Origin of the sequence: Brachybacterium sp. NBEC-018 (genome assembly GCF_024860185.1) — a bacterium.
In the GTDB taxonomy this organism is placed as follows: domain Bacteria; phylum Actinomycetota; class Actinomycetes; order Actinomycetales; family Dermabacteraceae; genus Brachybacterium; species Brachybacterium rhamnosum.
The window spans coordinates 2,848,038-2,870,473 of record NZ_CP100650.1 but is presented as its reverse complement, the minus strand read 5'-3'; the positions used below and the strand labels follow the sequence as shown (position 1 = coordinate 2,870,473).

Genomic DNA, 22,436 nt, shown 5'->3' with positions numbered 1-22,436 from the left:
CGGGACCCTCCCGCGGAGCGGGGTGGGAACCACGTCACGGAACTCTACAGCGAGCAGGCGTGCGCCCCGCCCCCTGCCCGCGCACGCACCGGGCCCCGACCGGGCGGAGCCACGGGCGAGGAGGACGGGACGACGCCCGCCCGCCGAGGAGGGGATAATGGACCGGCCCGCTCTCCCCTCACCCTCGAAGGACGTGCACCCGCATGGCGAAGATCGCCGCTCTGTCCGGCTTCCCCGAATGGCTCCCCGCGGAGCGTCAGGTGGAGCAGCACGTGATCGACGTGTTCCGCGAGGTCGCTGAGCTCCACGGGTTCTCCGGCATCGAGACGCGCGCGGTCGAGCCTCTCGACCAGCTGCTGCGCAAGGGGGAGATCGACAAGGAGGTCTACCTCCTGCGCCGTCTGCAGGCCTCGGAGGAGGAGGAGGACCCCGCCGCCGACGCCTCGCGGATCCTCGGTCTGCACTTCGACCTCACGGTGCCGCTCGCCCGCTACGTGCTCGAGCACCAGAACGATCTCGCCTTCCCGTTCCGGCGCTTCCAGATCCAGAAGGTGTGGCGCGGCGAGCGACCCCAGGACGGCCGCTTCCGGGAGTTCTACCAGGCCGATCTCGACGTGATCGGGCAGGACGTCCTCCCCGCGCACGTGGAGTCCGAGGTCGCGATCGTCATGGCGGAGATCCTCTCCCGCCTGCCGCTGCCCGCCTTCAGCATCCATGTCAACACCCGCAAGCTCTCCGAGGGCTTCTTCCGCTCCCTCGGCTTCGAGGACCACACGGCGGTGCTGCGCAGCCTGGACAAGCTGCCCAAGATCGGCGAGGACGCCGTGCGCGCCCTCCTCGTCGACGAGGCCGGGGCCACCGCCGAGCAGGCCGACGCCGCGCTCGCCTTCGCGGGGATCCGCTCCCGGGACGCGTCCTTCGGCGACCGCGTCCGCGCGCTCGGCGGGACCGGCGAGATGGTCGAGGAGGGCATCGCCGAGCTGACCGCGGTGCTCGAGCGCGTCGAGGCGGCGGTGCCCGGGGTGATCCTCGCGGACCTCTCGATCGCCCGCGGGCTCGACTACTACACCGGCACCGTCTTCGAGAGCTTCGTCGAGGGCCACGAGTCGCTCGGCTCCGTCTGCTCGGGGGGCCGCTACGACCGTCTCGCGGAGGACAACCGTCACAGCTACCCGGGGGTGGGCCTGTCCATCGGGCTGTCCCGTCTCGTCTCGCGGCTGCTCTCCGCGGACCTCGCCCGGCCGAGCCGCCCGGTGCCCACCTGCGTGCTCGTCGCCGTCTCCGACGAGGCGTCCCGCGGGGAGAGCGAGGCCGTGGCCCGCACCCTGCGCGGGCGTGGTGTGCCCTGCGAGGTGGCGCCGACCGCCGCGAAGCTGGGCAAGCAGATCCGCTACGCCGACCGGCGCGGCATCCCCTTCGTCTGGTTCCCCGGGGCCGACGGCGCCGAGGACGAGGTCAAGGACATCCGCTCCGGCGACCAGGCCGCCGCGTCGGCCGGGTCCTGGGAGGTGCCCGAGGAGGACCGCACGGTGCGGATCCTCCCGGCGTCGGAGATCGCGCACCCGCGCTCGTGACCCGTCCCCGGGTACTCGCCGTCACACACGGCGGTGAGCACCCTCACCGTGTGCGACAGTGGGAATGATCCCCGCACCGAGAACGTTGGAGGAACCATGGCTACCGTCACCCTGACCACCGAGAACCACGACACGACCGTCGAGGACGGCGTCGTCCTCATCGACTTCTGGGCGGGCTGGTGCGTGCCGTGCCAGCGCTTCGCCCCCATCTTCGACAAGGCGTCGGAGGAGCACCAGGACGTCACCTTCGCGAAGGTCGACACCGAGGACCAGCAGGAGCTCGCGATGCGCTACGGCGTCACCTCGATCCCCACCCTGGTCGCGTACCGCGAGGGCATCCCCGTGTTCTCCCAGCCCGGCGCGCTGCCCCAGGCCGCGCTCGAGGACCTCATCGGCCAGGTGAAGAACCTGGACATGGAGGAGGTCCGCAAGGCCTACGCCGAGGCGCAGCAGCCCTCCTGATCCGCGTCCGGCCGCAGGGCCGCGCCGATCGCACGACGAAGGGCCCGCATCCGTGAGGATGCGGGCCCTTCTCGCGTTCCGGGGAGGGGCGGCGGTCGCCCTCCGCCCCGTCGGATCAGCCGTCGTGCCGGCGACCGCCGTGGCGCTTCGCGTCGTAGCGCGAGGAGTCGTCACGACGGGCACCGCCGCGGTAGCCCCCGCGATCGCCGTCGCGGTGGCGCGGGCGGTCGTCGTCGAAGCGGCGACGGGGACGGTCGTCGCGCCCGCCGCGGCCGCCGCCGGCGCCGCCGCGGGGACCGGTGTCCTCGCTGATGCGCAGCTCGCGGCCGGCGATGCGCGCACGGCTGATGTCCTCGATCTGCTTCGGGGAGAGGCTGCCCTTGATCTGGACGAGCGCGAAGTTGCCGAAGATCGAGATCTTGCCGACGTCCTTGCCGTTCAGGCCGCCCTCACCGGTGATCGTGCCGAGGATCGACGGCGGCTTCGCCCCGTGGGTGTGGCCCACGCCGATGCGGTACTGGGTGTAGCCGTGCTCGGTGCGCGAGCCGCCGGAGCGGTCGTCCCGACGGTCGCCGTGACGGTCGTCCCGGCGGTCGTCGCGGTCGTGGCGACCGGTCTGCTGGGTGAACTCCTCGTCCTCGTTCGGCGCGCCGGGGCCGGCGTCGCCGACGGTCATCGCGCCGAGCACGGCGGCCAGCTCGAGCGGGTCGATGCCCTGGCTCTCGACGAACTCGCCGATCAGCTCGCGGTACAGCTCGAGGCGTCCGCGCTCCTGGCGGGCGGGGACCTCCTTGAGGAGGGTGGCCAGGCGATGCTTCGAGACGTCCCGCGGGGACGGGATCACGGCCTCCTCGAGCGTCTGCTTGGTGGCCTTCTCGATGGTGCGCAGCGTGCGGCGCTCGTGCCCGCCGATGAAGGTCAGCGCCTCACCGGAGCGGCCCGCGCGGCCGGTTCGGCCGATGCGGTGCACGTAGGCCTCGGGCTCGCGGGGCACGTCGAAGTTCACGACGAGCCCGATCTTCTCGACGTCGAGGCCGCGGGCGGCGACGTCGGTGGCGACGAGGATCTTCAGGGAGCCGTCGCGCAGACGCTCCACGATCTTCTCGCGGTCCTTCTGCGGCACGTCGCCGGAGATGGTCGCCGCGATGTGACCGCGGGCCACGAGCTCGGTGCCCACCTCCTCGGCGGCGGCGCGGGTGCGCACGAAGACGATCGCGGCCTCGGCGTCGGAGGTCGCGAGCACGCGGGAGAGCGCGCCGGTGCGGTGACGGAAGGGGACGACGGCGAAGGTCTGATGGACGCTCGAGACCGTCGAGGACTGCGGGGTGATGCTGATCCGCTCGGGGTCGGTCATGTGATCGGCCGCGACCTTGCGGATCGCGGGCGGCATGGTGGCGGAGAACAGCGCCACCTGGCGGGAGGCGGGAGCCTTCGACAGGATCTCCTCGACGTCCTCCGCGAAGCCCATGCGGAGCATCTCGTCGGCCTCGTCGAGGACGGCGAAGCGCACCGTGTCCAGCCGCAGGCTCGAGCGGCGCATGTGGTCCATGACGCGGCCGGGGGTGCCGACGACGACCTGGGCGCCGCGGGCCAGCGCGCGCTCCTGGGGCGGGTAGGGGGAGCCGCCGTAGACGGCGACGACCTCGAGGCCGCCGATCGACGAGGCGAAGGAGGTGATGGCGTCGGCCACCTGCATGGCCAGCTCGCGGGTCGGGGTGAGCACGAAGGCCTGGACCTCGCGCAGGGACGGATCCACCGCGGCGAGCAGCGGGAGGCCGAAGGCGGCGGTCTTGCCGGTGCCGGTCTGGGCGACGCCGATGACGTCGCGGCCCTGGAGCAGCACGGGGATGGCCTTGGCCTGGATGGGGGAGGGGCGCTCGAAGCCGAGGTCGGCGACCGCGCGGCGGAGCGCCGGCGGCAGGTCGAGGTCCTCGAAGGTGGGGCCCTCGCTGCGCGGGGCCGGTGCCTCTGCCGAGGGCTGCGCGTCGCGCTGCTCGTCCGTGCCGGGCTCGGCGGGGACGGAAGAGGCGGCGGCGCCCTCGTGATCAGGGGCAGGGGAGACGTCGGTCATGGTGTCCTTCGACGGAGGTGGGTGGTTTCCCGCACCAGGTCGAAGCGCAGGAGGCGGGCCCGCTCGGGGCCGTGACGGACCGGCGATGCCGCAGGTCGGCCGCTGGTCGGAACCCGTTCAGTCTACGGACGCCCCTTGCGCCGCGACAGGGGGCGCCGTGGCGAGATCGCTCACCTTGCGCGGTACTCTGAACCGGTGCCCCCGCGGCACGCCGACCTCTCGGCGGAGCCCCGCTCCCGCCGCCCCGAAGAACGAAGGACGACCTCGTGCTGCGCACCCACCACGCCGGCGAGCTCCGCACGGAGCACATCGGACAGACCGTCACCCTGACCGGCTGGATCGGCCGACGCCGTGACCACGGCGGAGTGACCTTCCTCGATCTGCGCGACGCGAGCGGCGTCGCCCAGGTCGTGGTGCGCGAGGACGAGGCGATGCACCTGCGCAACGAGTACGTCCTCAAGGTCGTGGGCACGGTCGACCGCCGCCCCGCCGGCAACGAGAACCCTCAGCTGCCCACCGGTGAGATCGAGGTCACCGCGACCGAGGTCGAGGTGCTCAACACCTCCGCGCCGCTGCCCTTCCAGCTCGACGAGCACACCGAGGTCGGCGAGGAGGCGCGGCTGCGCTACCGCTACCTCGACCTGCGCCGGCAGGGCCCCGCCGCCGCGCTGCGGCTGCGCTCGCAGATCAACCGCGCGGCGCGCGAGACGCTGCTGGACGACGGCTTCGTCGAGATCGAGACGCCGACCCTCACGCGCTCCACCCCCGAGGGCGCCCGGGACTTCCTGGTCCCCGCGCGCCTCTCGCCGGGCTCCTGGTACGCGCTCCCGCAGTCGCCCCAGCTGTTCAAGCAGCTGCTGATGGTCTCCGGCATGGAGAAGTACTTCCAGATCGCCCGCTGCTACCGCGACGAGGACTTCCGCGCGGACCGCCAGCCCGAGTTCACCCAGCTCGACATCGAGATGAGCTTCGTGGACCAGGAGGACGTCATCGCGCTCGCCGAGCAGCTGCTCGTGAACGTGTGGCGGACCGCCGGCCACGAGATCAGCACCCCGATCCCGCGGATCACCTACGAGGAGTCGATGCGGCGCTACGGCTCCGACAAGCCGGACCTGCGCTTCGACCTCGAGATCGTCGAGATGACGGAGTACTTCGCGAACACGCCGTTCCGCGTGTTCCAGTCGCCGTACGTGGGAGCGGTCGTCATGGCCGGCGGCGCCTCGCAGCCGCGCCGCACGCTCGACGCCTGGCAGGAGTGGGCCAAGCAGCGCGGCGCGCGCGGCCTCGCCTACGTCCTGATCCAGGAGGACGGCAGCCTCACGGGCCCCGTCTCCAAGAACATCTCCGAGGAGGAGAAGGCCGGGCTCGCGGAGAAGGTCGGGGCGAAGCCCGGCGACTGCGTGTTCTTCGCCGCGGGCGAGGCCAAGCCGTCCCGCGCGCTGCTCGGCGGCGCCCGCGCCGAGATCGCCGAGCGACTCGGCCTCATCGACCACGACGCGTTCTCCTTCGTGTGGGTCATGGACGCGCCCATGTTCGAGCCGGCCGGTGACGCGGTCGCCGCGGGCGACGTGGCCGTGGGCTCCGGCGCCTGGACCGCCGTGCACCACGCCTTCACCTCCCCGAAGCCCGAGTTCCTCGACAGCTTCGACAAGGAGCCCGGCGAGGCCCTCGCCTACGCCTACGACATCGTCTGCAACGGCAACGAGATCGGCGGCGGCTCGATCCGCATCCACCAGCGGGACGTGCAGGAGCGCGTGTTCTCCGTCATGGGGATCGACGAGGAGCAGGCCCGCGAGAAGTTCGGGTTCCTCCTCGACGCCTTCGCCTTCGGCGCCCCGCCGCACGGCGGCATCGCCTTCGGCTGGGACCGCGTCGCGGCCCTGCTCGCGGGCACCGACTCGATCCGCGAGGTCATCGCGTTCCCGAAGTCCGGCGGCGGCTTCGACCCGCTCACCCAGGCGCCGGCGGCGATCACGCCGCAGCAGCGCAAGGAGGCCGGGGTCGACGCGAAGCCCGAGCCCAAGGCCGCCGCGAAGGAGCAGTCGGCGACCGTCGAGGGCGCCGCGCAGGGCTCCGCCGGGGCCTGAGCGCCCGAGCCGACGCCACGACGAGCGAGGGCCCCGCACCGTACGGTGCGGGGCCCTCGCTCGTGCTGTAGGCCTGCCCGGCATCCGGTGTCCCGGCATGCCGGGCCCGGGCGGGGCGGGAGCTCAGCGCTTCGCGCGGGGCTTCTTCGGCTCGACCGGCGCGCCGCCGTGCTTGACCTGGGGCTTGGGCAGGCGGAAGCGGCGGATCTGGATCGCCCGCATGATGCCGTAGCCCACGAGCCCGCGCTTCACCTCGCCGAACTCCTCGGTGAGGGCGGCACGGAGCCGGCGGCGCAGGAAGAACGCGTCGATCACGCAGATCGCGATGCCGCCCCACAGCAGCGCGATGAGCAGGGTGCTCATCGCGAGGTAGAGCGACTGGTCGATCAGCGGCAGGACGAGCGCGACGATCATGAACACGAGCGCGACCGGGAAGAAGTACTCGGCGACGTTGTGACGGGTGTCCACCAGGTCCCGGACGCGGCGGCGCTCGGGGCCGCGGTGCTGGAGCGGCATCTTCGCCTCGTCACCGGTCACGAGGGCCTGCTGGGCCTCCATCTGGCGGGTCCGCGAGCGCTCGCGGTCCCGGCGGCGGGCCTCCTTGCGGTCGGAGACGACGAGAGGCCGACGACGGGCGGCCTCCGCCTCCTTGCGGGAGCGGGTGGGGCGGCCCTTCGCGGCGGTGCGCGCGGCATCCGTGTCGCGGGATGCAGGGCTCTCGGGGGTCGGCGGCTGGGAGGAGTTCACCACGGCAGTCTAGGCGGAGCGTCCCCAGGGAGCCTCCCAGGGGGCCGGTACGGTGGGAGCCATGAGCACGACCTCCTCCGCACATCCCGTCCCGGCCCCCGATCCCGCCCTGGTCCAGGAGCTCCGAGCACGGCTGGAGCCGATGCTCGAGCGCTCCGTCGCCGACCTCGAGGACCTCGTCCGCATCCCCTCGATCGCCTTCCCGGGCTACGACCGCGAGCCCGTGCAGCGCAGCGCCTCCGCCGTCGCCGCGCTGCTCGAGGACGCCGGGCTCCCGGACGTGCGGATCACGGCCATCGAGGACGGTGCGCCCGCGGTGATAGGCCGCCTCCCCGCCGCGCCGGGACGCCCCACCGTCATGCTCTACGCGCACCACGACGTCCAGCCCACCGGGGACGTCGACTCCTGGTCGAGCGCGCCCTTCGCGCCCGAGCGTCGTGGGGACCGGCTCTACGGCCGCGGCGCGGCGGACGACAAGGCCGGCGTCATGGCGCATGTCACGGCCCTGCGCCTGGTGGGGGAGCGGCTCGCGGCCGAGGGGATCGGCGTGACCGTCTTCGTCGAGGGGGAGGAGGAGGCCGGATCGCCGACCTTCCGCCCCTTCATCGAGGCGCACCGCGACGCGCTCGCCGCGGACCTGATCATCGTCGCGGACTCTGCGAACTGGGCCGTCGGCACCCCCGCGATCACCGCCTCCCTGCGCGGCCTCGTGGACGCGGTGGTGGAGGTGCGCGTCCTCGAGCACGCCGTGCACTCGGGCATCTTCGGCGGCCCCGTCCTGGACGCGCCGACCCAGCTCGCCCGGCTGCTCGCGACGCTGCACGACGACGAGGGCCAGGTCGCGATCGAGGGCCTCGTCCACGCCCCGGACCCGGCCGTCGAGATGCCCGAGGAGGACTACCGCCGTGACGCGGGCGTCCCCGAGGGTCTCGAGCTCTCCGGCCGCGGGTCGATCGCGGCGCGGATGTGGACGAGGCCCGCCCTCTCGGTGATCGGCATCGACGCGCCGTCCGTCCGCGAGGCGTCCAACACCCTCGTCCCGGTCGCCCGGGCCAAGGTCTCCCTGCGCATCCCGCCGGGCCAGGACCCGCAGGCCGCCGAGGACGCGCTGCTGGCGCACCTCGAGCGCCACACCCCGCGCACCGCCCGGCTGACCGTGCATCCCGGCGAGCAGGGCCGTCCCTACGGCGCGGACCTCGCGAGCCCGGCGACGGCGCTCGCCCGGCAGGCGCTCGGCGCCGCCTGGGGGACCGAGGCGGTGGACACCGGGCTCGGGGGATCGATCCCGTTCATCGCCGACCTCCTCGAGGTCTTCCCGCAGGCCTCCGTGCTCGTGACCGGGGTCGAGGACCCGCAGTCCCGCGCCCACGGGATCGACGAGTCCCTGCACCTGGGGGAGTTCGCCCGGGTGTGCCTCGCCGAAGCGCTGCTGCTCCTCGGCGCGGGCTCGCTCCCGCAGGCCGAGGGATGAGCCCGCTCGAGGAGGAGCGTCGCGCGGAGCCCGTGAGCGCCGCGGCCGTGCCGCTGCTCGGGCTGGGCCTCGTGCTCGGCTTCCTCGGCGGATACATGCTCGGGTGGTGGGGAGCCGTCGTGGTGGCGCTCGTGCTGATCGCCGCGCTCTCGGCGGTGCTCGGCGGCCGCAGCCGCGCGGCCGCCGGGGCCGCGGCGATCGGCGTCGTCGTCGGCTACGTCGCCATCATGCTGGTCGCCGCGTTCCGGGGGCTGCTGTGGTGACCGGCTGCTCCCGGGAAGGGGAGCGCCTGCACGAGCGTCAGGACGGGCCGTCCGCGCGTGCGGTGCCACACACCATCCGCGGCGCCCGAGGCGTACGCTGGACCCATCCGCAGCACCCGAGGAGGACCGCATGACCACGACGACCGAGCGTCCCACCGCCGCGCACCAGGTGACCCTCACCCCGGAGGCGGCCGGCAAGGTGAGCACTCTGCTCGAGCAGGAGGGTCGCGACGACCTGCGCCTGCGCATCGCTGTGCAGCCCGGCGGCTGCTCCGGCCTCATCTACCAGCTCTACTTCGACGAGCGCCTCATGGACAACGACCTCACGGTCGACTTCGACGGCGTCGAGGTCGTGGTGGACAAGATGAGCAGCCCGTACCTCACCGGTGCGGTGATCGACTTCTCCGACACCATCGAGAAGCAGGGCTTCACGATCGACAACCCCAACGCGCAGAGCTCCTGCGCCTGCGGTGACTCCTTCGCCTGAGCCGCGAGACGGTCCGCGACGGCGGGCGACCCCCTCGGGGGTCGCCCGCCGTCGTGCATCCGGGCCGGTCCCGGTCCCGCGAGGGCCGCGTCCGTGCACCGGCGACCGCGGCAGGTGGCAAGGGACACACCGTCCTTCGGCGAAGCCTCGTTCCCACAGCGTGCCGGTGGTCCGGGGCCCGCGAAGAGCACGTATGATGACGGGGTGCCGTGACGTGGAGGGCGCGCCGCCGTCGTGCGGATCGTCCCCCACGGCCCTCGTCCCCACGAGGCGCGGCACCATGGGCACGTCCCCGCCCATGTGAGTACCAGCCCTGGCCCCCGCAGCAGTCCCGCCCTCCACGAGCGGGTCGCGCCACGGAACCGGTCGGGGACGACGAGCGGAAGGTCATCCTTGTGATCCCCCAGGCCCCCCAGCGCGCGCGGCGCAGTCGCCGCATGGCCGCCGGCATCGCTCTCGCAGCACTGGCCCTGGCCGGCTGCACCGAGAAGCAGCAGCGGGGGTTCCTCCCCGGATACAGCGACGGTCAGGTCACCGACCAGACCCAGCGCATCACCGACCTGTGGGTCGGGTCGTGGGTCGCGCTGGTCGTCGTCGGCCTCATCGTGTGGGGCCTGACGATCTGGTGCGCCGTCGCCTACCGTCGCCGCAAGAACGACACCGGCTTCCCGATCCAGCTGCGCTACCACGTGCCGCTCGAGCTCATGTTCACGCTGCTGCCCGTCGTCATGGTGCTCACGCTCTTCTACTTCACCCAGCGCGACATCCACGAGATCGAGTCCCTCGACAAGGACCCCGCGGTCACCGTCACCGCCGTCGGCAAGCAGTGGAGCTGGGACTTCAGCTACGAGACCGCCGACGGCCAGCAGGTGCACGAGCCCGCCGGTGTGCAGTCCTTCGAGACCGGCGTGGAGGGCGCGTCCGACTCGCTGCCCGTGCTGTACCTCCCCGAGGGCGAGACCGTCGAGTTCCAGCTCGAGTCGCGCGACGTCATCCACTCGTTCTGGGTCGTGGACTTCCTCTACAAGAAGGACATGATCCCGGGGCACACCACGACCTTCCAGGTCACCCCCGAGCGCTCGGGCACCTACCGCGGCAAGTGCGCGGAGCTGTGCGGCGAGTACCACTCGGACATGCTGTTCAACGTCGTCGTGGTCCCGGCCGACGAGTTCCAGGCGCACCTCGACGAGCTCGAGGCCGAGGGCAACACCGGCGAGCTCGGCGTCGACCTCAACCGCAACCAGGACGACTGGTCCATGCGCGAGAAGTACGACGAGGGCGTGGACCGCACGCAGCGCACCGCCGACACCACGACCACGCAGGAGGGGGACAAGTGAGCGCCCAGACCGAGACCCGCCCGGGAGCAGAGGCTCCGGCGCGGTTCAGGAAGACGCCCGAGACCGGCCTCGGCAAGCAGTTCTTCACCCTGCTCACCACGACCGATCACAAGATGATCGGCCTCATGTACATGGGGATGGCGTTCGCCTTCTTCTGCTTCGGCGGAATCCTCGCGCTCATGATCCGTGCCGAGCTCTGGGAGCCCGGCCTGCAGGTCGTGGTCTCCAAGGACCAGTACAACCAGCTGTTCACGATGCACGGCACGATCATGCTGCTCATGTTCGGCACCCCGCTGTTCAACGGCTTCGCGAACTACCTCGTGCCGCTGCAGATCGGCGCCGTCGACATGGCGTTCCCGCGCCTGAACATGTTCGCCTTCTGGCTGACGCTCTTCGGCTCGCTCATCGCCGTCGCCGGCTTCCTCACCCCGCAGGGCGCCGCCTCCTTCGGCTGGTTCGCCTACGCGCCGCTGTCGGACACCACGTTCACACCGGGCCTCGGTGGTGATCTCTGGGTCTTCGGACTCGGCCTGCAGGGCTTCGGAACGATCCTGGGCTCGGTCAACTTCATCACCACGATCATCTGCATGCGCATGCCCGGCATGACCATGTTCCGGATGCCGATCTTCACCTGGAACATCCTCATCACGGCCGTGCTCGTGCTGATGGCCTTCCCGCCGCTGGCCGCCGCGCTGCTGGCGCTGGGTGCTGACAGGCGGTTCGACGCACAGATCTTCAACCCGGAGAACGGCGGCGCCATCCTCTGGCAGCACCTGTTCTGGTTCTTCGGCCACCCCGAGGTGTACGTGCTCGCCCTGCCGTTCTTCGGCATCGCCTCGGAGATCATCCCGGCCTTCAGCCGCAAGCCGATGTTCGGCTACAAGACCCTCGTCGGCGCGACCATCGCGATCGCCGCCCTCTCCGTGACCGTGTGGGCGCACCACATGTACACGACCGGCGCGGTCATGCTGGACTTCTTCGCCTTCATGACGATGCTCATCGCCGTGCCGACGGGCGTGAAGTTCTTCAACTGGCTGGGCACGATGTGGCGCGGCTCGATCACCTTCGAGACGCCGATGCTGTTCACGCTCGGCTTCCTCACCACCTTCACCTTCGGCGGCCTGACCGGCGTGATCCTCTCGTCGCCGGTGCTCGACTTCCATCTCTCCGACACCTACTTCGTCGTGGCTCACTTCCACTACGTGATCTTCGGGACCGTGGCCTTCGAGATGTTCGCGGGCTTCTACTTCTGGTGGCCCAAGATGTTCGGCCACAAGCTCCACGAGGGCCTGGGCAAGCTGCACTTCTGGCTGCTGATGATCGGCTTCCACACGACGTTCCTCGTCCAGCACTGGCTGGGTGTCGAGGGTGCGCCCCGCCGTTACGTGAACTACCTCGCGGAGGACGACTTCGGCTGGATGAACCAGCTCTCGACGGTCGGCGCCTTCATCCTCGGCGCGTCGACGCTGCCGTTCATCCTGAACGTGGTGCTCACCCACCTCAAGGGCAAGAAGGTCGAGGTCGATGATCCGTGGGGCTACGGCGCCTCCCTCGAGTGGGCGACCTCCTGCCCGCCGCCGCGACACAACTTCCACTCGCTGCCGCGCATCCGGTCCGAGCGCCCCGCCTTCGACCTGCACCACCCCGAGGTCGCCGCGCAGGACCACATGCTGCACGAGGAGCCCGTGCAGAACCCGAGGAGCAACTGATCCATGAACACCACGTCGAAGATCTTCTACATCATCGGGACCTTCTTCCTCGTCGTCGGCATCGTGTACGGCGTGCTCTCGCACGGCGGGGAGCCGATGGGGATCGAGCCCGTGGGCGCGATCGCGCTCCCCGGCGCCTTCGCCATGTCGTTCATGATCGCGGCCTACACGGGCTTCAAGGCGAAGTCCTTCCCGGGCCGCCCCGATGACGACCACGACGCCGAGGTCGAGGCCGAGGCCGGCGTCCAGGGCAGCTTCGCCCCGTACAGCTGGTGGCCGCTCTGGGCCGCCCTCGGCGCCGCAATGGTGTTCCTCGGTGTGGCCGTGGGCTGGTGGCTCTCGACCTTCGGGATCATCCTCGCCATGTACGGCGTGATCGGCTGGGTCCTCGAGTTCTCCCGCGGACAGCACGCGCACTGACCACCGGCTCCGCCTCGTGCGGATCCTCCGAACGGCCCCGCTTCGCTCCGGCGAAGCGGGGCCGTTCCGTGTCCCGGGACGCAGAGGGGCCGTTCCGGGCCCCGGGGTGCTGGACGGCGCGACTGCCACGCGGCAGGCTGTCGCTCGACGGCGCCCGGTCCGGGCAGCCGCGAGCACCCGGAGGTCCCCATGTCCTTCTACCTGATCACCTTCCCGTCCCGCGCCATGCAGATCCCCGTCGAGGAGTTCCAGGACGTCGTGGACGCCTCGCACGCGGTCGTCGAGGACGCGAAGGCCGCCGGCGTGTACCGGTTCGGCGGTGGGATCGACGAGAGCGTGGCGCCCGTGCTGATCGGGGTCGACGGCTCGCGGGAGGACGGGTCGCATCCGCTGCGGGCTCCGCTCGACGGCGGCTACACGGTGCTGGGCCTCGCCACCCGGGCGGAGGCTGAGCAGTGGGCCGCGCGCATCGCCGCCGCGTGCCGGTGCCCGCAGGAGCTCTACGTGTTCGGGGATGACCCGGCCAGCTGAGGAGACCTGCCGCGGAGACCCGACACCACGGGTCTCTGTGTACAAATGATACAGGCTGTGGATGGCATGATCCCAGATCAACGCTGTTCAGCTCACCCCTCGCTGTCGGTGGTGGACTCCGGCGCCGTCGTCGCCGGCGGTGCGGGGAGGCGACGGTGCTCCGTGGGATACATGGCCGTCAGCAGTGCATAGGTGCGAGTGCCCGAGGTGGTGCGGGGGAGCTGGTCGTACTCCGCGACGAGCTCCATGACGCGATCCCAGAACTCGGCGGCCCTCTCCTGGTCGATCCAGGCGTAGCGCGTGAGCCCTCGCGGGTCGACCTACCGGACCCCTGCGGCGGCGTCCCAGGACGCCGTCTCGAAGGAGCCCGGCGTGACGCCGGCGGGGGAGAGTCGGGTGCCGCCGACGGTGAACAGGCGTGCCGTCCGGCCGTAGAACGCCTCCTCGCGGCCGCGGACCGGTCGGGTGCGCACCACCTTCATGACCCCGGCCTCGTGCAGCACCTTCACGTGGTGCGCGACGCTGCTCTTGGGGCGGCCGACGGCGGCGGCGAGCTCCTGCACGCTCGCAGCGCGCTCGAGCAGGAGCTCGAGGAGGAGTCCGCGCAGGGGGTCGAAGATCGCCTTGATGGTCTGCGGCTCCTCGACCACCTGGATCTCCTCGAGGGGATAGTCCGGGAACCGACTGCTCGACATCGTTCGATCACTCCTCTGCCCTGACTGATCGAAGGATATGGATCAGTCGGTCCACCGCACTCCGGACGGTTCCGGGGGAGTGGCAGAGAGGCCTGAGATGAGCACGATCGGACGTGCACGGACCGACGAGGGGTGGGAGGTCCGCCCGCTCGACGCGACGACCTGGGACGACTTCGCCGAGCTGGTGGAGCGCAACGGCGGCGTCTTCGGCGGCTGCTGGTGCATGGGGCATCACGCCACGACGGAGGGCATCTCGCACCATCAGGTCCCCGGCATCAGAGGGCCACCAAGGAGGCGCTCGTCCGTTCGGGGCGCGCGCACGCCGCCCTCGTGGACGACCCGCACGGGGTCGCCCAGGGACGGGCCGAGGACGGAAGGCTCGAGGAGCTGCCGCTGCTCGCGCAGCACCGTCGGGCGTACGAGAAGGAGCCCGGGGCGATTCCTGTTCCCGGCCTCGGTGGAGCTGTTCGAGGAGCACGGCGCCGAGCGGATCCGACAGCTCGGGAAGTGGGCCTGGCTGGTGCGCCGCACCGTGCCGGCCGCACCGCAGGGGTAGCGCTCGCCCGACCACGCCCCAGGCGCCGTCGCTCCCCGGACACGAAGGAGCCCGGGAGAGTGGCTCTCCCGGGCTCCTGCGATCAGCGGTGGCGGATGCTCAGTGCATCGCCTTCTCCGCGGGGATGCGGTAGTCGCCGTCCGTGACCTCGTCGATGACGTGCTTCTCGTGATGCGCGTGCTCCATGGCCTCCCGCAGCTCGGCGGGGGAGACAGGGGCGATGCGGTCCTTGAAGAAGAACGACGTGGCCTTGGCGCGCAGCGCCGAGACGCCGTTCCCGGCCTTGAGGGGACGGAAGTCGTCGTGCTGCACGAGGACCCAGCGCTCGAACTCGTCGAGCGGCTCGTGGATCTCGAGCATGTCGCCGGTCTTCGTCCGGACCACGCGGGAGGTCTCCTCGCCGTGGAGCACGAGGTTCCGCTTCTGACGCTGGATCGAGAGGCACAGGCGCTTCGTGATCCAGAACAGCAGCACCGGGGCGACGAAGATCGAGACGCGGAACAGCCACGTCAGGTCGTTGATCGACAGGTGCAGCTTGAGCGCGATGAGGTCGTTCGTCGCGGCCATCGCGAAGATCAGGTAGATGCTGATCCAGGCGACGCCCAGGCCCGTGCGGACCGGCGTGTTGTACGGCAGGTCGAGCACGTGGTGCTCGCGGTCGTCACCCGTCACCCATGCCTCGATGAAGGGGTAGAGCGCGAGGAACGCGAGCAGGCCGCCGTAGATGACGATCGGGATCAGGATGTTCAGCGACACCGTGTAGCCGAAGATCGTGAACTCCCAGCCCGGGATCAGGCGGAGGCCGCCGTCGGTCCAGAGCATGTACCAGTCGGGCTGGGATCCCGCGGAGACGGGGGAGGGGTCGTAGGGCCCGTACACCCAGATCGCGTTGATCGCCGTCGTGGCGGAGACCAGGGTGATGATGCCGAAGACGAGGAAGAAGAAGCCGCCGGCCTTCGCGGTGTAGACCGGGAACAGCGGGAAGCCCACGACGTTGCGGTCGGTGCGGCCCGGACCCGGGTAGTGCGCGTGCTTGTGCGCCACCAGCATGACGAGGTGGATCGCGATGAGCCCCAGGATCATGGCCGGCACCAGCAGGATGTGCATGGTGAAGAAGCGCGGGATGATGTGGGTGCCGGGGAACTCGCCGCCGAACAGCAGCATCGAGATGTAGGTGCCCACGATCGGGACCGACTTCATGAGGCCGTCGACCACGCGCAGGCCGTTGCCGGAGAGCACGTCATCGGGGAGCGAGTAGCCGGTGAAGCCGGCCACCATGCCGAGGACCATGAGCGTGAAGCCCACGAGCCAGTTGAGCTCGCGCGGCTTGCGGAACGCGCCGGTGAAGAACACGCGGAACATGTGCACGAAGATCGCGACCATGAACACGAGCGCGGCCCAGTGGTGCATCTGCCGGAACAGCAGGCCGCCCTTGACCTCGAAGGAGATGTAGAGGGTCGACTCGTAGGCGCGGGACATGTGCATGCCCTGCAGCGCCTCGTACGGCCCGTCGTACTCGACCTCGGTCATGGAGGGGTCGAAGAACATGGTCAGGAACGTGCCCGAGATCAGCAGGATGACGAAGCTGTACAGCGCCACCTCGCCGAACATGAAGGACCAGTGGTCGGGGAAGATCTTCCGCGCGAAGAACTTCACCAGGCCGCCGCCGCCGACGCGCTCGTCGAGCCAGTCGCCACCGACGGCGCCGAGCTTCATCACGCGTCCGGGCTTCTCGCCGGCGCTCTGCGTCCGGGAATCAGAAGTCGTGGTCGTCACGTGATCACTTGTCCTTGTGGATGTCCCAGAAGCTGGGACCGATCGGCTCGGGGAAGTCTCCGGTGGCCACGAGGTAGCCCTCGGCGTCGACCTCGATCGGGAGCTGGGGGAGCGGGCGGTGCGCCGGGCCGAAGATGACCTTCGCGCCGTCCGTGACGTCGAACGTGGACTGGTGGCACGGGCAGAGCATGTGGTGCGTCTGCTGCTCGTAGAGGGCCACCGGGCAGCCGACGTGGGTGCAGATCTTCGAGAACACGAGGATGCCCTCATGGCCGTTGGCGAGGCTCTCCTCGTTCTTGCCGAGGGCGGGGTCGATGCGGACGATCACCGCGGCGGCCTTCGCGCGCTCCTCGAGGTAGTGCTCGGTCTCCTCGGTGAGGTCCTCCGGCATGACGTGGAAGATCGAGTTCATGGCGACGTCGGCGGCGCGGATCGGCGTGCCGTCGTGGTCGCGGGCCAGGCGCATGCCGGCCTTCCAGAAGGTGTGGTGCAGCTTGTTGCCCGGGAGCGGGCCCAGCGTCGAGAGCGGGGCGAGCACGGCGATCGGCAGCGCGGCGAGCGCGGCGACCATCGTCGTGACGATCAGCGGGCGGCGGCCGATGCCGGACTCGTGAAGGCCGTCGGTGATGATCGTCGCCGCGGCCTGACGGGTCTCGTCGGTGCCGCGCATCGTGTGGCGCTCCTCGACCATCTCCTCGTCGGGCATGAGGGTCTTGGCCCAGTGCACCGCGGCGGCGCCGATGAAGAACACCGCGATCGCGAGGCCGAGGCCCGTGATGAGGTTCGACCACCACACCGCGCGGGTGGAGCCCTCCTCCGCGAAGATGTTCGTCCCGGTCGGCGTCACGAGGAAGTACGCCGCGATGAACACGGCGGTGCCGAGGACGGAGAGGAGGAAGAGGCCCGCGACCACGCGCTCGGCGCGGCGCTCCGCGCGCTTGTCGGAGTCGGCCTGGCGGTGGACATGGGGGGCGAGGCCCGGGTTGGGGAACCCGCCGCCCTCCTTCGGGGCGATGGCGCTGACCCCGCGGGCGGGGGAGCTGCCGTCGAGATTGTCGTTCATGTGCTCGTTCACTTGGCCTTCGCCCCCAGCCACGTGGCCGTGCCGAGGAGAAGGGCGAGGATGATGGTCCAGGCGTAGAGGCCCTCGGTGACGGGACCGAGCGAGCCCAGGGAGATGCCGCCGGGGGAGCCGGTCTCCTCGAGGGAGTGGAGGTACGTGACGACGTCACGCTTGTCCTCGGCGGAGAGGTTCGTGTCGTTGAAGACCGGCATGTTCTGCGGGCCGGTCTCCATGGCCTCGTAGATGTGCTTCGCCTCGACGCCCTCGAGGGTCGGCGCGAACTTGCCGCGGGTCAGCGCGCCGCCGGCGCCTGCGGCGTTGTGGCACATGGCGCAGTTGATGCGGAAGATCTCTCCACCCTTGGTCGCGTCGCCCTGCGCGGTGTCGAGGTACTCGTCCTCCGGCACCGACGGGCCGGGGCCGAGGGAGGCGACGTAGGCCGCGAGCTGGCGCGTCTGCTCGTCGTCCATCTGCGCGGGCTTGCGCATGGCCTGGGCGCCGGAGTTCTCCATGGGCATGCGGCCGGTGCCGACCTGGAAGTCGACGGCGGCGGCGCCGACGCCGATCAGCGACGGGCCGAGCGTGTTGCCGTCCGCGTCGGTGAGGCCCTCGGCGTTGGTGCCGTGGCAGGTCGCGCAGTTCGCGAGGAACAGCGACTTGCCGGCGTCCACGTCCTCCTGCGTGTAGGCCTCGGCCTGGGCGGTGCGCGGCTGGAAGGCGGCGTACAGCCCGCCGGTCGCGACGAGCGCGAGCAGCAGGATCACGAGTAGCGCCATCGGGTGATGGCGACGTGCGGCGAGTGCCTTCACGGTTCGAACCTCGATTCGTGGAGGGGACGAGCGGGGGAGGGATGGACGGAGCCGAGGGGAGGGTCGACCGTGGGGCGGGCGACCGGGCCGCGGATCAGAAGACGGTCCAGTCGAAGCTGACCGGGACGACGTGATCCGGGCTGATGGCGGTCATCATCGGATCGAGCATGTAGACGATGAAGAACAGGCCGATCCACACGACGTCCACGAAGTGCCAGTAGTAGGAGAGGCAGATGACGGAGATCTGCTCGTGCTGGGTGAACTTCTTCGCGGACCACAGGCGCACCATCACGAGCAGGAAGGTGATGAGGCCGCCGAGGACGTGCAGCCCGTGGAAGCCGGTGGCGAGGTAGAAGATCGAGGCGAAGGGCGAGGACGAGAGCGTCACGCCCTTGTGGATCAGCTCCGTGTACTCGAAGGCCTGGCCGGAGATGAAGAAGGCGCCCATGAGGAAGGTGAGGACGAACCATTCGATCGCACCCCAGCCAGCGATGTTGACGATCGAGCCGGTGCGGCGCTTGCGCGGCGGGAAGACCTTCTTGCCGAGGCGACCCTCTGCCATGAACACACCCATCTGGCAGGTCACCGAGCTGAGCACCAGGATCGTGGTGTTCAGCAGTGCGAAGCCGTGGGTGAAGTGCGCCTGGCCCTCCGCGAACGTGTCCGGCACCGAGGATCGCAGCGTGAAGAACATCGCGAACAGGGCGCCGAAGAACATCAGCTCGCTCGAGAGCCAGACGATCGTGCCGATCTGCGTCGGGTTGGGGCGGCCGACGGCTGCTGTGGCAGCGGCGGCAGGGCGCTCAGACAGGGTCGCAGTAGTCACGTCACCATTATGTCGTGCGGTCAGATTCGGTGGGTGCGGCTCACGACTCCCGCGCCCACTGCAGGGCACCGCCCTGACGGACCCCGCCAGCATATCCCTCCTGACGGCCTGTCACGAACCGGGACACGCGCCCGACGTCCCAGGTGGGCGGCCACTGCAGGTCCGGGGCCCGCCGCATGCGGGGCGGCGCGGGGTCCCGGGCGTCGCGGTCGTGACGAGCATCCCACCGCTTCGTCGTCCGACACGGGGGATCCGAGGCGTGGGAGCCGTCGCCCCCGGGTCCCGCCTGGTGGGAGGATCGGGCCATGAGCGCTGTTCCCGCCGTCCCCTTCACCTGGTCCCGGATCATCGGCCGTCTCGTGCGCGGCGAGGAGCTGGACGGCGCCGAGGCCGGCTGGGCCATGGACGAGGTCTTCTCCGGCGGTGCCACCCCGGTGCAGCTCGCCGGCTTCCTCGTCGCCCTCCAGGCCAAGGGGGTCACGAGCACGGAGCTCGAGGCGCTCGCGGACGCGATGATCGCCCATGCGCGGCCGGTCTCGCTGCCGGAGCGCGCGATCGACATCGTCGGCACCGGCGGCGATCTCGCCCACACCGTCAACATCTCGACGATGGCCTCGGTCGTCATCGCGGCGAGCGGGCGCACGGTCGTCAAGCACGGCAACCGCGCCTCGACCTCGAAGTCGGGCTCCGCCGACGTCCTCGAGGCCCTCGGCGTGCGCCTGGACCTCCCGGTGCCCCAGGTGGAGGCGCTCGTCGGGGAGATCGGCATGACCTTCCTCTTCGCGCAGGTCTTCCATCCCTCGATGCGCTTCGCCGCGGAGGCCCGCAAGGGCCTGGGCATCCCCACCGTCATGAACATCCTCGGGCCGATCACCAACCCCGGCCGGCCCCGGGCGAGCGCCGTCGGCGTCGCGGACCCGCTCATCGCCCCGACCGTCGCCGGGGTCTTCGCGTCCCGGGGGACCTCGGCGCTCGTGTTCCGCGGTCAGGACGGGCTCGACGAGCTCACGGTCACCGCGCCGTCGGACGTCTGGGAGGTGCGCGGGGGAGAGGTGCGCGAGCACGTGCTCGACCCCGTCGCGCTGCTCGACGTCCCCCGTGCGGGGCACGACGCACTCCGCGGCGGCACCGCGGAGGAGAACGCCCAGGTGGCGCGTGACGTCTTCGACGGGGTCAGGAGCGGGAGGCTCGAGGCCGTGCGTCACGCGGTGCTGCTCAACGCGGCGGCCGGGATCCAGGCCCATGACGGGATCGATCTCCCGGCGGAGGGCGGCTTCGAGGAGCGCTTCGCCGCCGCCTACGCCGAGGCCGAGGCGACGCTCGAGGCGGGCGGGGCCTCCGACCTCGTCGATCGGTGGGCCCGCGCCTCCCAGCGCGCGCAGGCCGAGGGCTGATCCCCCGGGGCGCCCGGAGGGCCAGCCGTTCCGGTCAGCCGTCGAGGCCGAGGTCGAAGGCCGCGTCGAGATCCTTCTTGGAGTAGGTGCGGAAGGCGATGTTGGTCGAGGTGTCGACGATGCCCTCGACCTTCCCGAGCCGGTCCGCGATGACGTCGGCGAGATCCTCGTGGGCCCGGACGCGGACCACCGCGATGAGATCCACGTCCCCGGTCACCGAGTAGACCTGCTCGACCCCGTCGATGTCGACGACGGCCTGGGCCACCTCCGGGATGCGCTGGGGCTGCACGACGATCGAGACGATGGCGGTGATCATGGGGCTCCTCCTGGGACGACGGGCCGCTCCCGGCCCGGGGCGCGGGAGGACGGCATGCAGTGCCGACCCTATGCCCCGACGGCGTCCGCGTCCGGCTCCTCGCCGGCGTCCGTCCCGGTGCGGGCATCCGCGCCCGTGCTCCCGTCGTGAACGGGAGCGGTCCTCGCGAACCGCTCCGCGAGGGCCTCGGCGTCGAAGCGGGCCCGCGCCGGCTGCTCCCACGTGCCCTCGACGAGCACCGTGCGCACGCCCTCGCCCTCGAGCCAGCCCAGGAGGATCTCCGCCTCCTGATGGTGGCCCTGGCACATCGGCGCCGGGACGGGGAGATCGGGGTCGCGGCGCGCCGCGAGCTCCTGCGCGGCGGCGACCGGGTCCGTCGACCACGGGACGAGCGCGGTGGCCGCGAAGGCGCCGTTCCGCACCGCCAGCAGCTCCCACCCGCGGCCGCCGATCACCGGGTCCGAGCTCGGCCGCGCCGCCACGAGCAGGTCGACCGCTCCGATCGCGCGGAGCCGGGAGGCCCTCCGCGCGGCGGCGAGATAGGTGAGGGTCGTGCGGCGCAGTCTCTCCGCCTCCTCGTAGCGGCCCGCCGCGACGTGCGCCCGCAGCCGGCCGGCGACGTGGTCGAGGACCTCGGAGGGGTCCTCGAGCAGGGCGCGGCGGATCCGCGCGCGATGACCGCCCTCGAGGGGCGTCCCGGACGCCCCGTGATGCTCGAGGGCGCGGCCGCGCCCCATGACCGCATCGGTGAGCAGGGCCTTGAGGGGCTCGACGTCGTGGCGGCTCGCGAGCGGTCCGATCTGCGCGGAGCCGCCCTCCTCGGGACGGGCGAGCCGCGCGGCGCGCAGTCCCTCGCGCCCCGGCCCGAGCCGGAGCCAGAGCGCCTTCTCGGGGGTGAGGCCCTGGCGGTTCGACGGGGGCTTCTCCGCGGCGATCATCCGCAGCTCCCGGACCGACGCCTCCGTGGGGGTCCGGCACTCGAGGATCCGCACCCCCTCCGCCCGCGGGAGCATGTCGAGCACCTTGCGCCGCGTCTCCGCTGCCGTGAAGTACGTGCGCACGCGGGAGCGGAGGTTGCGGGAGGTGCCGACGTAGAGCGCGTTCCCCGCGATGTCCACGAAGGCGTAGACCCCGGGGACCGCCGGGATCCCCTCCGCGAGGTGCTTCTTGCGCAGCTGCGCGGGGCTCGTGCGCCGGTGGGCGGATCCGAGGTCCTCGAGGGTCCCCGCCGCCGGGCCGAGCCGCGCGATGATCGCGTGCAGGACGTCCACGGTCGCGCGGGCATCGGAGAGCGCGCGGTGATCGGGGGTGACGGAGGCGCCGACGTGCGCCGCGAGGGTGCCCAGCTTGTGGTCGCGCACCTCGTCGCGCCGGAAGACCGTCCGGGCGAGCGCGAGGGTGTCCAGGACCGTCGGGCGAGGCCAGGTGAGCTCGAGCCGCGCGGCATGGGCGGTGAGGAAGCCGACGTCGAAGCGGGCGTTGTGGGCCACGAGCGCTGCGTCCCCCACGAAGTCGAGGAACATCGGCAGCACCGTCGCGATCACGGGGGCGTCGCGCACCGTCGCGTCGCTGATCCCCGTCAGCGCCGCCACATAGGCGGGGATCGGCCGCTGCGGGTCCACGAAGCTGCGGAACTCCCCGAGCACCTCCCCGCCGCGCACCTTCACCGCGCCGATCTCGGTGATGCCGTCCGTGCTCGGATCCGTCCCGGTGGTCTCGAGGTCGACGACCACGAGCGTCGCCTCCGCGAGCGGGGTGCCGAGGTCCTCGAAGCTCATCTGTCGGCGGCGGGCGGGCATGGCGGCAGACTACGACGGGGCCCTGACGAGCGGGTGGGGACCA

General features: G+C 71.3%; 21 protein-coding genes. 11 read left to right on the top strand and 10 right to left on the bottom strand.

Translation table 11 applies throughout. From position 1 onward, the window contains the following. Positions 1–203 precede the first annotated feature (203 nt). Together hisS and trxA are read left to right on the top strand one after the other, a co-directional pair. Positions 204–1,574: a histidine--tRNA ligase gene (hisS, locus tag NLU66_RS13000; RefSeq protein WP_259360082.1), complete on the top strand. Its 1,371-nt coding sequence runs from the start codon at positions 204–206 to the stop codon at positions 1,572–1,574. A gap of 96 nt (positions 1,575–1,670) precedes the next feature. After that, positions 1,671–2,036, top strand: coding sequence for a thioredoxin (trxA, locus tag NLU66_RS12995; RefSeq protein WP_137770958.1), 366 nt, complete (start codon positions 1,671–1,673; stop codon positions 2,034–2,036). A 115-nt stretch (positions 2,037–2,151) separates the two neighbouring features. On the opposite strand, the gene NLU66_RS12990 is transcribed toward trxA, so the two are convergent. Beyond that, positions 2,152–4,107, bottom strand: a complete 1,956-nt coding sequence (locus NLU66_RS12990) for a DEAD/DEAH box helicase (protein WP_259360081.1) — start codon at positions 4,105–4,107, stop codon at positions 2,152–2,154. A 266-nt stretch (positions 4,108–4,373) separates the two neighbouring features. On the opposite strand from NLU66_RS12990, the gene aspS reads away from it, so the two are divergent. Next, positions 4,374–6,194, top strand: coding sequence for an aspartate--tRNA ligase (gene aspS / locus NLU66_RS12985; protein WP_259360080.1), 1,821 nt, complete (start codon positions 4,374–4,376; stop codon positions 6,192–6,194). 123 nt (positions 6,195–6,317) lie between these two features. On the opposite strand, the gene NLU66_RS12980 is transcribed toward aspS, so the two are convergent. Continuing rightward, positions 6,318–6,941: a DUF3043 domain-containing protein gene (locus tag NLU66_RS12980; protein WP_259360079.1), complete on the bottom strand. Its 624-nt coding sequence runs from the start codon at positions 6,939–6,941 to the stop codon at positions 6,318–6,320. Between the two features lie 61 nt (positions 6,942–7,002). On the opposite strand from NLU66_RS12980, the gene NLU66_RS12975 reads away from it, so the two are divergent. The 7 genes from NLU66_RS12975 to NLU66_RS12945 all read left to right on the top strand — a co-directional run bounded on the left by NLU66_RS12975 (position 7,003) and on the right by NLU66_RS12945 (position 13,159). Next, positions 7,003–8,412: a dipeptidase gene (locus tag NLU66_RS12975; protein WP_259360078.1), complete on the top strand. Its 1,410-nt coding sequence runs from the start codon at positions 7,003–7,005 to the stop codon at positions 8,410–8,412. Beyond that, positions 8,409–8,675 carry a hypothetical protein gene (locus tag NLU66_RS12970; RefSeq protein WP_137770953.1) on the top strand — a complete coding sequence of 89 codons (267 nt, stop codon included), beginning with the start codon at positions 8,409–8,411 and terminating at the stop codon, positions 8,673–8,675. Before NLU66_RS12975 ends, NLU66_RS12970 begins: the two co-directional genes overlap by 4 nt. Before the next feature lie 130 nt (positions 8,676–8,805). After that, entirely contained in the window at positions 8,806–9,162 is a 357-nt protein-coding gene (gene erpA, locus NLU66_RS12965; RefSeq protein WP_137770952.1) for an iron-sulfur cluster insertion protein ErpA, read from the top strand. Between the two features lie 395 nt (positions 9,163–9,557). Further along, complete coding sequence (gene coxB, locus NLU66_RS12960; protein WP_259360077.1) at positions 9,558–10,499, top strand: cytochrome c oxidase subunit II; 942 nt, start codon at positions 9,558–9,560, stop codon at positions 10,497–10,499. Beyond that, positions 10,496–12,208 carry a cytochrome c oxidase subunit I gene (ctaD, locus tag NLU66_RS12955; protein WP_259360076.1) on the top strand — a complete coding sequence of 571 codons (1,713 nt, stop codon included), beginning with the start codon at positions 10,496–10,498 and terminating at the stop codon, positions 12,206–12,208. The genes coxB and ctaD overlap by 4 nt, the downstream gene beginning before the upstream one ends. A gap of 3 nt (positions 12,209–12,211) precedes the next feature. Further along, entirely contained in the window at positions 12,212–12,628 is a 417-nt protein-coding gene (locus NLU66_RS12950; protein WP_259360075.1) for a cytochrome c oxidase subunit 4, read from the top strand. A gap of 189 nt (positions 12,629–12,817) precedes the next feature. Next, a complete protein-coding gene (locus NLU66_RS12945) occupies positions 12,818–13,159 on the top strand; it encodes a transcription initiation protein (RefSeq protein WP_259360074.1) in 342 nt (113 codons plus the stop codon). A gap of 92 nt (positions 13,160–13,251) precedes the next feature. Here the strand turns inward: NLU66_RS12945 and NLU66_RS12940 are convergent, their stop codons facing one another. From NLU66_RS12940 to NLU66_RS12915, 6 genes are all read right to left on the bottom strand, one after another. Further along, complete coding sequence (locus NLU66_RS12940) at positions 13,252–13,407, bottom strand: hypothetical protein (protein ID WP_259360072.1); 156 nt, start codon at positions 13,405–13,407, stop codon at positions 13,252–13,254. Positions 13,408–13,479: 72 nt separating this feature from the next. Continuing rightward, entirely contained in the window at positions 13,480–13,854 is a 375-nt protein-coding gene (locus tag NLU66_RS12935; protein ID WP_259360071.1) for a helix-turn-helix domain-containing protein, read from the bottom strand. 655 nt (positions 13,855–14,509) lie between these two features. Next, positions 14,510–16,126 carry a cytochrome b gene (locus NLU66_RS12930; protein WP_259362592.1) on the bottom strand — a complete coding sequence of 539 codons (1,617 nt, stop codon included), beginning with the start codon at positions 16,124–16,126 and terminating at the stop codon, positions 14,510–14,512. A 64-nt stretch (positions 16,127–16,190) separates the two neighbouring features. Beyond that, a complete protein-coding gene (locus NLU66_RS12925) occupies positions 16,191–17,249 on the bottom strand; it encodes a ubiquinol-cytochrome c reductase iron-sulfur subunit (protein ID WP_259360070.1) in 1,059 nt (352 codons plus the stop codon). An 8-nt stretch (positions 17,250–17,257) separates the two neighbouring features. Then, positions 17,258–18,058: a c-type cytochrome gene (locus tag NLU66_RS12920; RefSeq protein WP_259360069.1), complete on the bottom strand. Its 801-nt coding sequence runs from the start codon at positions 18,056–18,058 to the stop codon at positions 17,258–17,260. A 94-nt stretch (positions 18,059–18,152) separates the two neighbouring features. Next, positions 18,153–18,884 (bottom strand): cytochrome c oxidase subunit 3, encoded by a 732-nt coding sequence (locus tag NLU66_RS12915; RefSeq protein WP_259360068.1) that lies wholly within the window; start codon positions 18,882–18,884, stop codon positions 18,153–18,155. Between the two features lie 305 nt (positions 18,885–19,189). On the opposite strand from NLU66_RS12915, the gene trpD reads away from it, so the two are divergent. Further along, positions 19,190–20,278, top strand: coding sequence for an anthranilate phosphoribosyltransferase (trpD, locus tag NLU66_RS12910; protein ID WP_259360067.1), 1,089 nt, complete (start codon positions 19,190–19,192; stop codon positions 20,276–20,278). Between the two features lie 34 nt (positions 20,279–20,312). Here the strand turns inward: trpD and NLU66_RS12905 are convergent, their stop codons facing one another. Both NLU66_RS12905 and NLU66_RS12900 read right to left on the bottom strand, forming a co-directional pair. Beyond that, positions 20,313–20,594 carry an Lrp/AsnC family transcriptional regulator gene (locus tag NLU66_RS12905; RefSeq protein ID WP_259360066.1) on the bottom strand — a complete coding sequence of 94 codons (282 nt, stop codon included), beginning with the start codon at positions 20,592–20,594 and terminating at the stop codon, positions 20,313–20,315. A 68-nt stretch (positions 20,595–20,662) separates the two neighbouring features. Further along, positions 20,663–22,393, bottom strand: a complete 1,731-nt coding sequence (locus NLU66_RS12900; RefSeq protein WP_259360065.1) for a DEDD exonuclease domain-containing protein — start codon at positions 22,391–22,393, stop codon at positions 20,663–20,665. Positions 22,394–22,436: the final 43 nt, after the last annotated feature.

Coding starts and splice junctions, on each gene's coding strand:
- NLU66_RS12950 (WP_259360075.1), top strand. CDS start 12,212: ATGAACACCACGTCGAAGATCTTCTACATCATCGGGACCTTCTTCCTC.
- trpD (WP_259360067.1), top strand. CDS start 19,190: ATGAGCGCTGTTCCCGCCGTCCCCTTCACCTGGTCCCGGATCATCGGC.
- NLU66_RS12925 (WP_259360070.1), bottom strand. CDS start 17,249: ATGAACGACAATCTCGACGGCAGCTCCCCCGCCCGCGGGGTCAGCGCC.
- NLU66_RS12935 (WP_259360071.1), bottom strand. CDS start 13,854: ATGTCGAGCAGTCGGTTCCCGGACTATCCCCTCGAGGAGATCCAGGTG.
- NLU66_RS12905 (WP_259360066.1), bottom strand. CDS start 20,594: ATGATCACCGCCATCGTCTCGATCGTCGTGCAGCCCCAGCGCATCCCG.
- NLU66_RS12990 (WP_259360081.1), bottom strand. CDS start 4,107: ATGACCGACGTCTCCCCTGCCCCTGATCACGAGGGCGCCGCCGCCTCT.
- NLU66_RS12940 (WP_259360072.1), bottom strand. CDS start 13,407: ATGGAGCTCGTCGCGGAGTACGACCAGCTCCCCCGCACCACCTCGGGC.
- NLU66_RS12945 (WP_259360074.1), top strand. CDS start 12,818: ATGTCCTTCTACCTGATCACCTTCCCGTCCCGCGCCATGCAGATCCCC.
- hisS (WP_259360082.1), top strand. CDS start 204: ATGGCGAAGATCGCCGCTCTGTCCGGCTTCCCCGAATGGCTCCCCGCG.
- trxA (WP_137770958.1), top strand. CDS start 1,671: ATGGCTACCGTCACCCTGACCACCGAGAACCACGACACGACCGTCGAG.
- NLU66_RS12930 (WP_259362592.1), bottom strand. CDS start 16,126: ATGAAGCTCGGCGCCGTCGGTGGCGACTGGCTCGACGAGCGCGTCGGC.
- erpA (WP_137770952.1), top strand. CDS start 8,806: ATGACCACGACGACCGAGCGTCCCACCGCCGCGCACCAGGTGACCCTC.
- NLU66_RS12900 (WP_259360065.1), bottom strand. CDS start 22,393: ATGCCCGCCCGCCGCCGACAGATGAGCTTCGAGGACCTCGGCACCCCG.
- NLU66_RS12970 (WP_137770953.1), top strand. CDS start 8,409: ATGAGCCCGCTCGAGGAGGAGCGTCGCGCGGAGCCCGTGAGCGCCGCG.
- NLU66_RS12975 (WP_259360078.1), top strand. CDS start 7,003: ATGAGCACGACCTCCTCCGCACATCCCGTCCCGGCCCCCGATCCCGCC.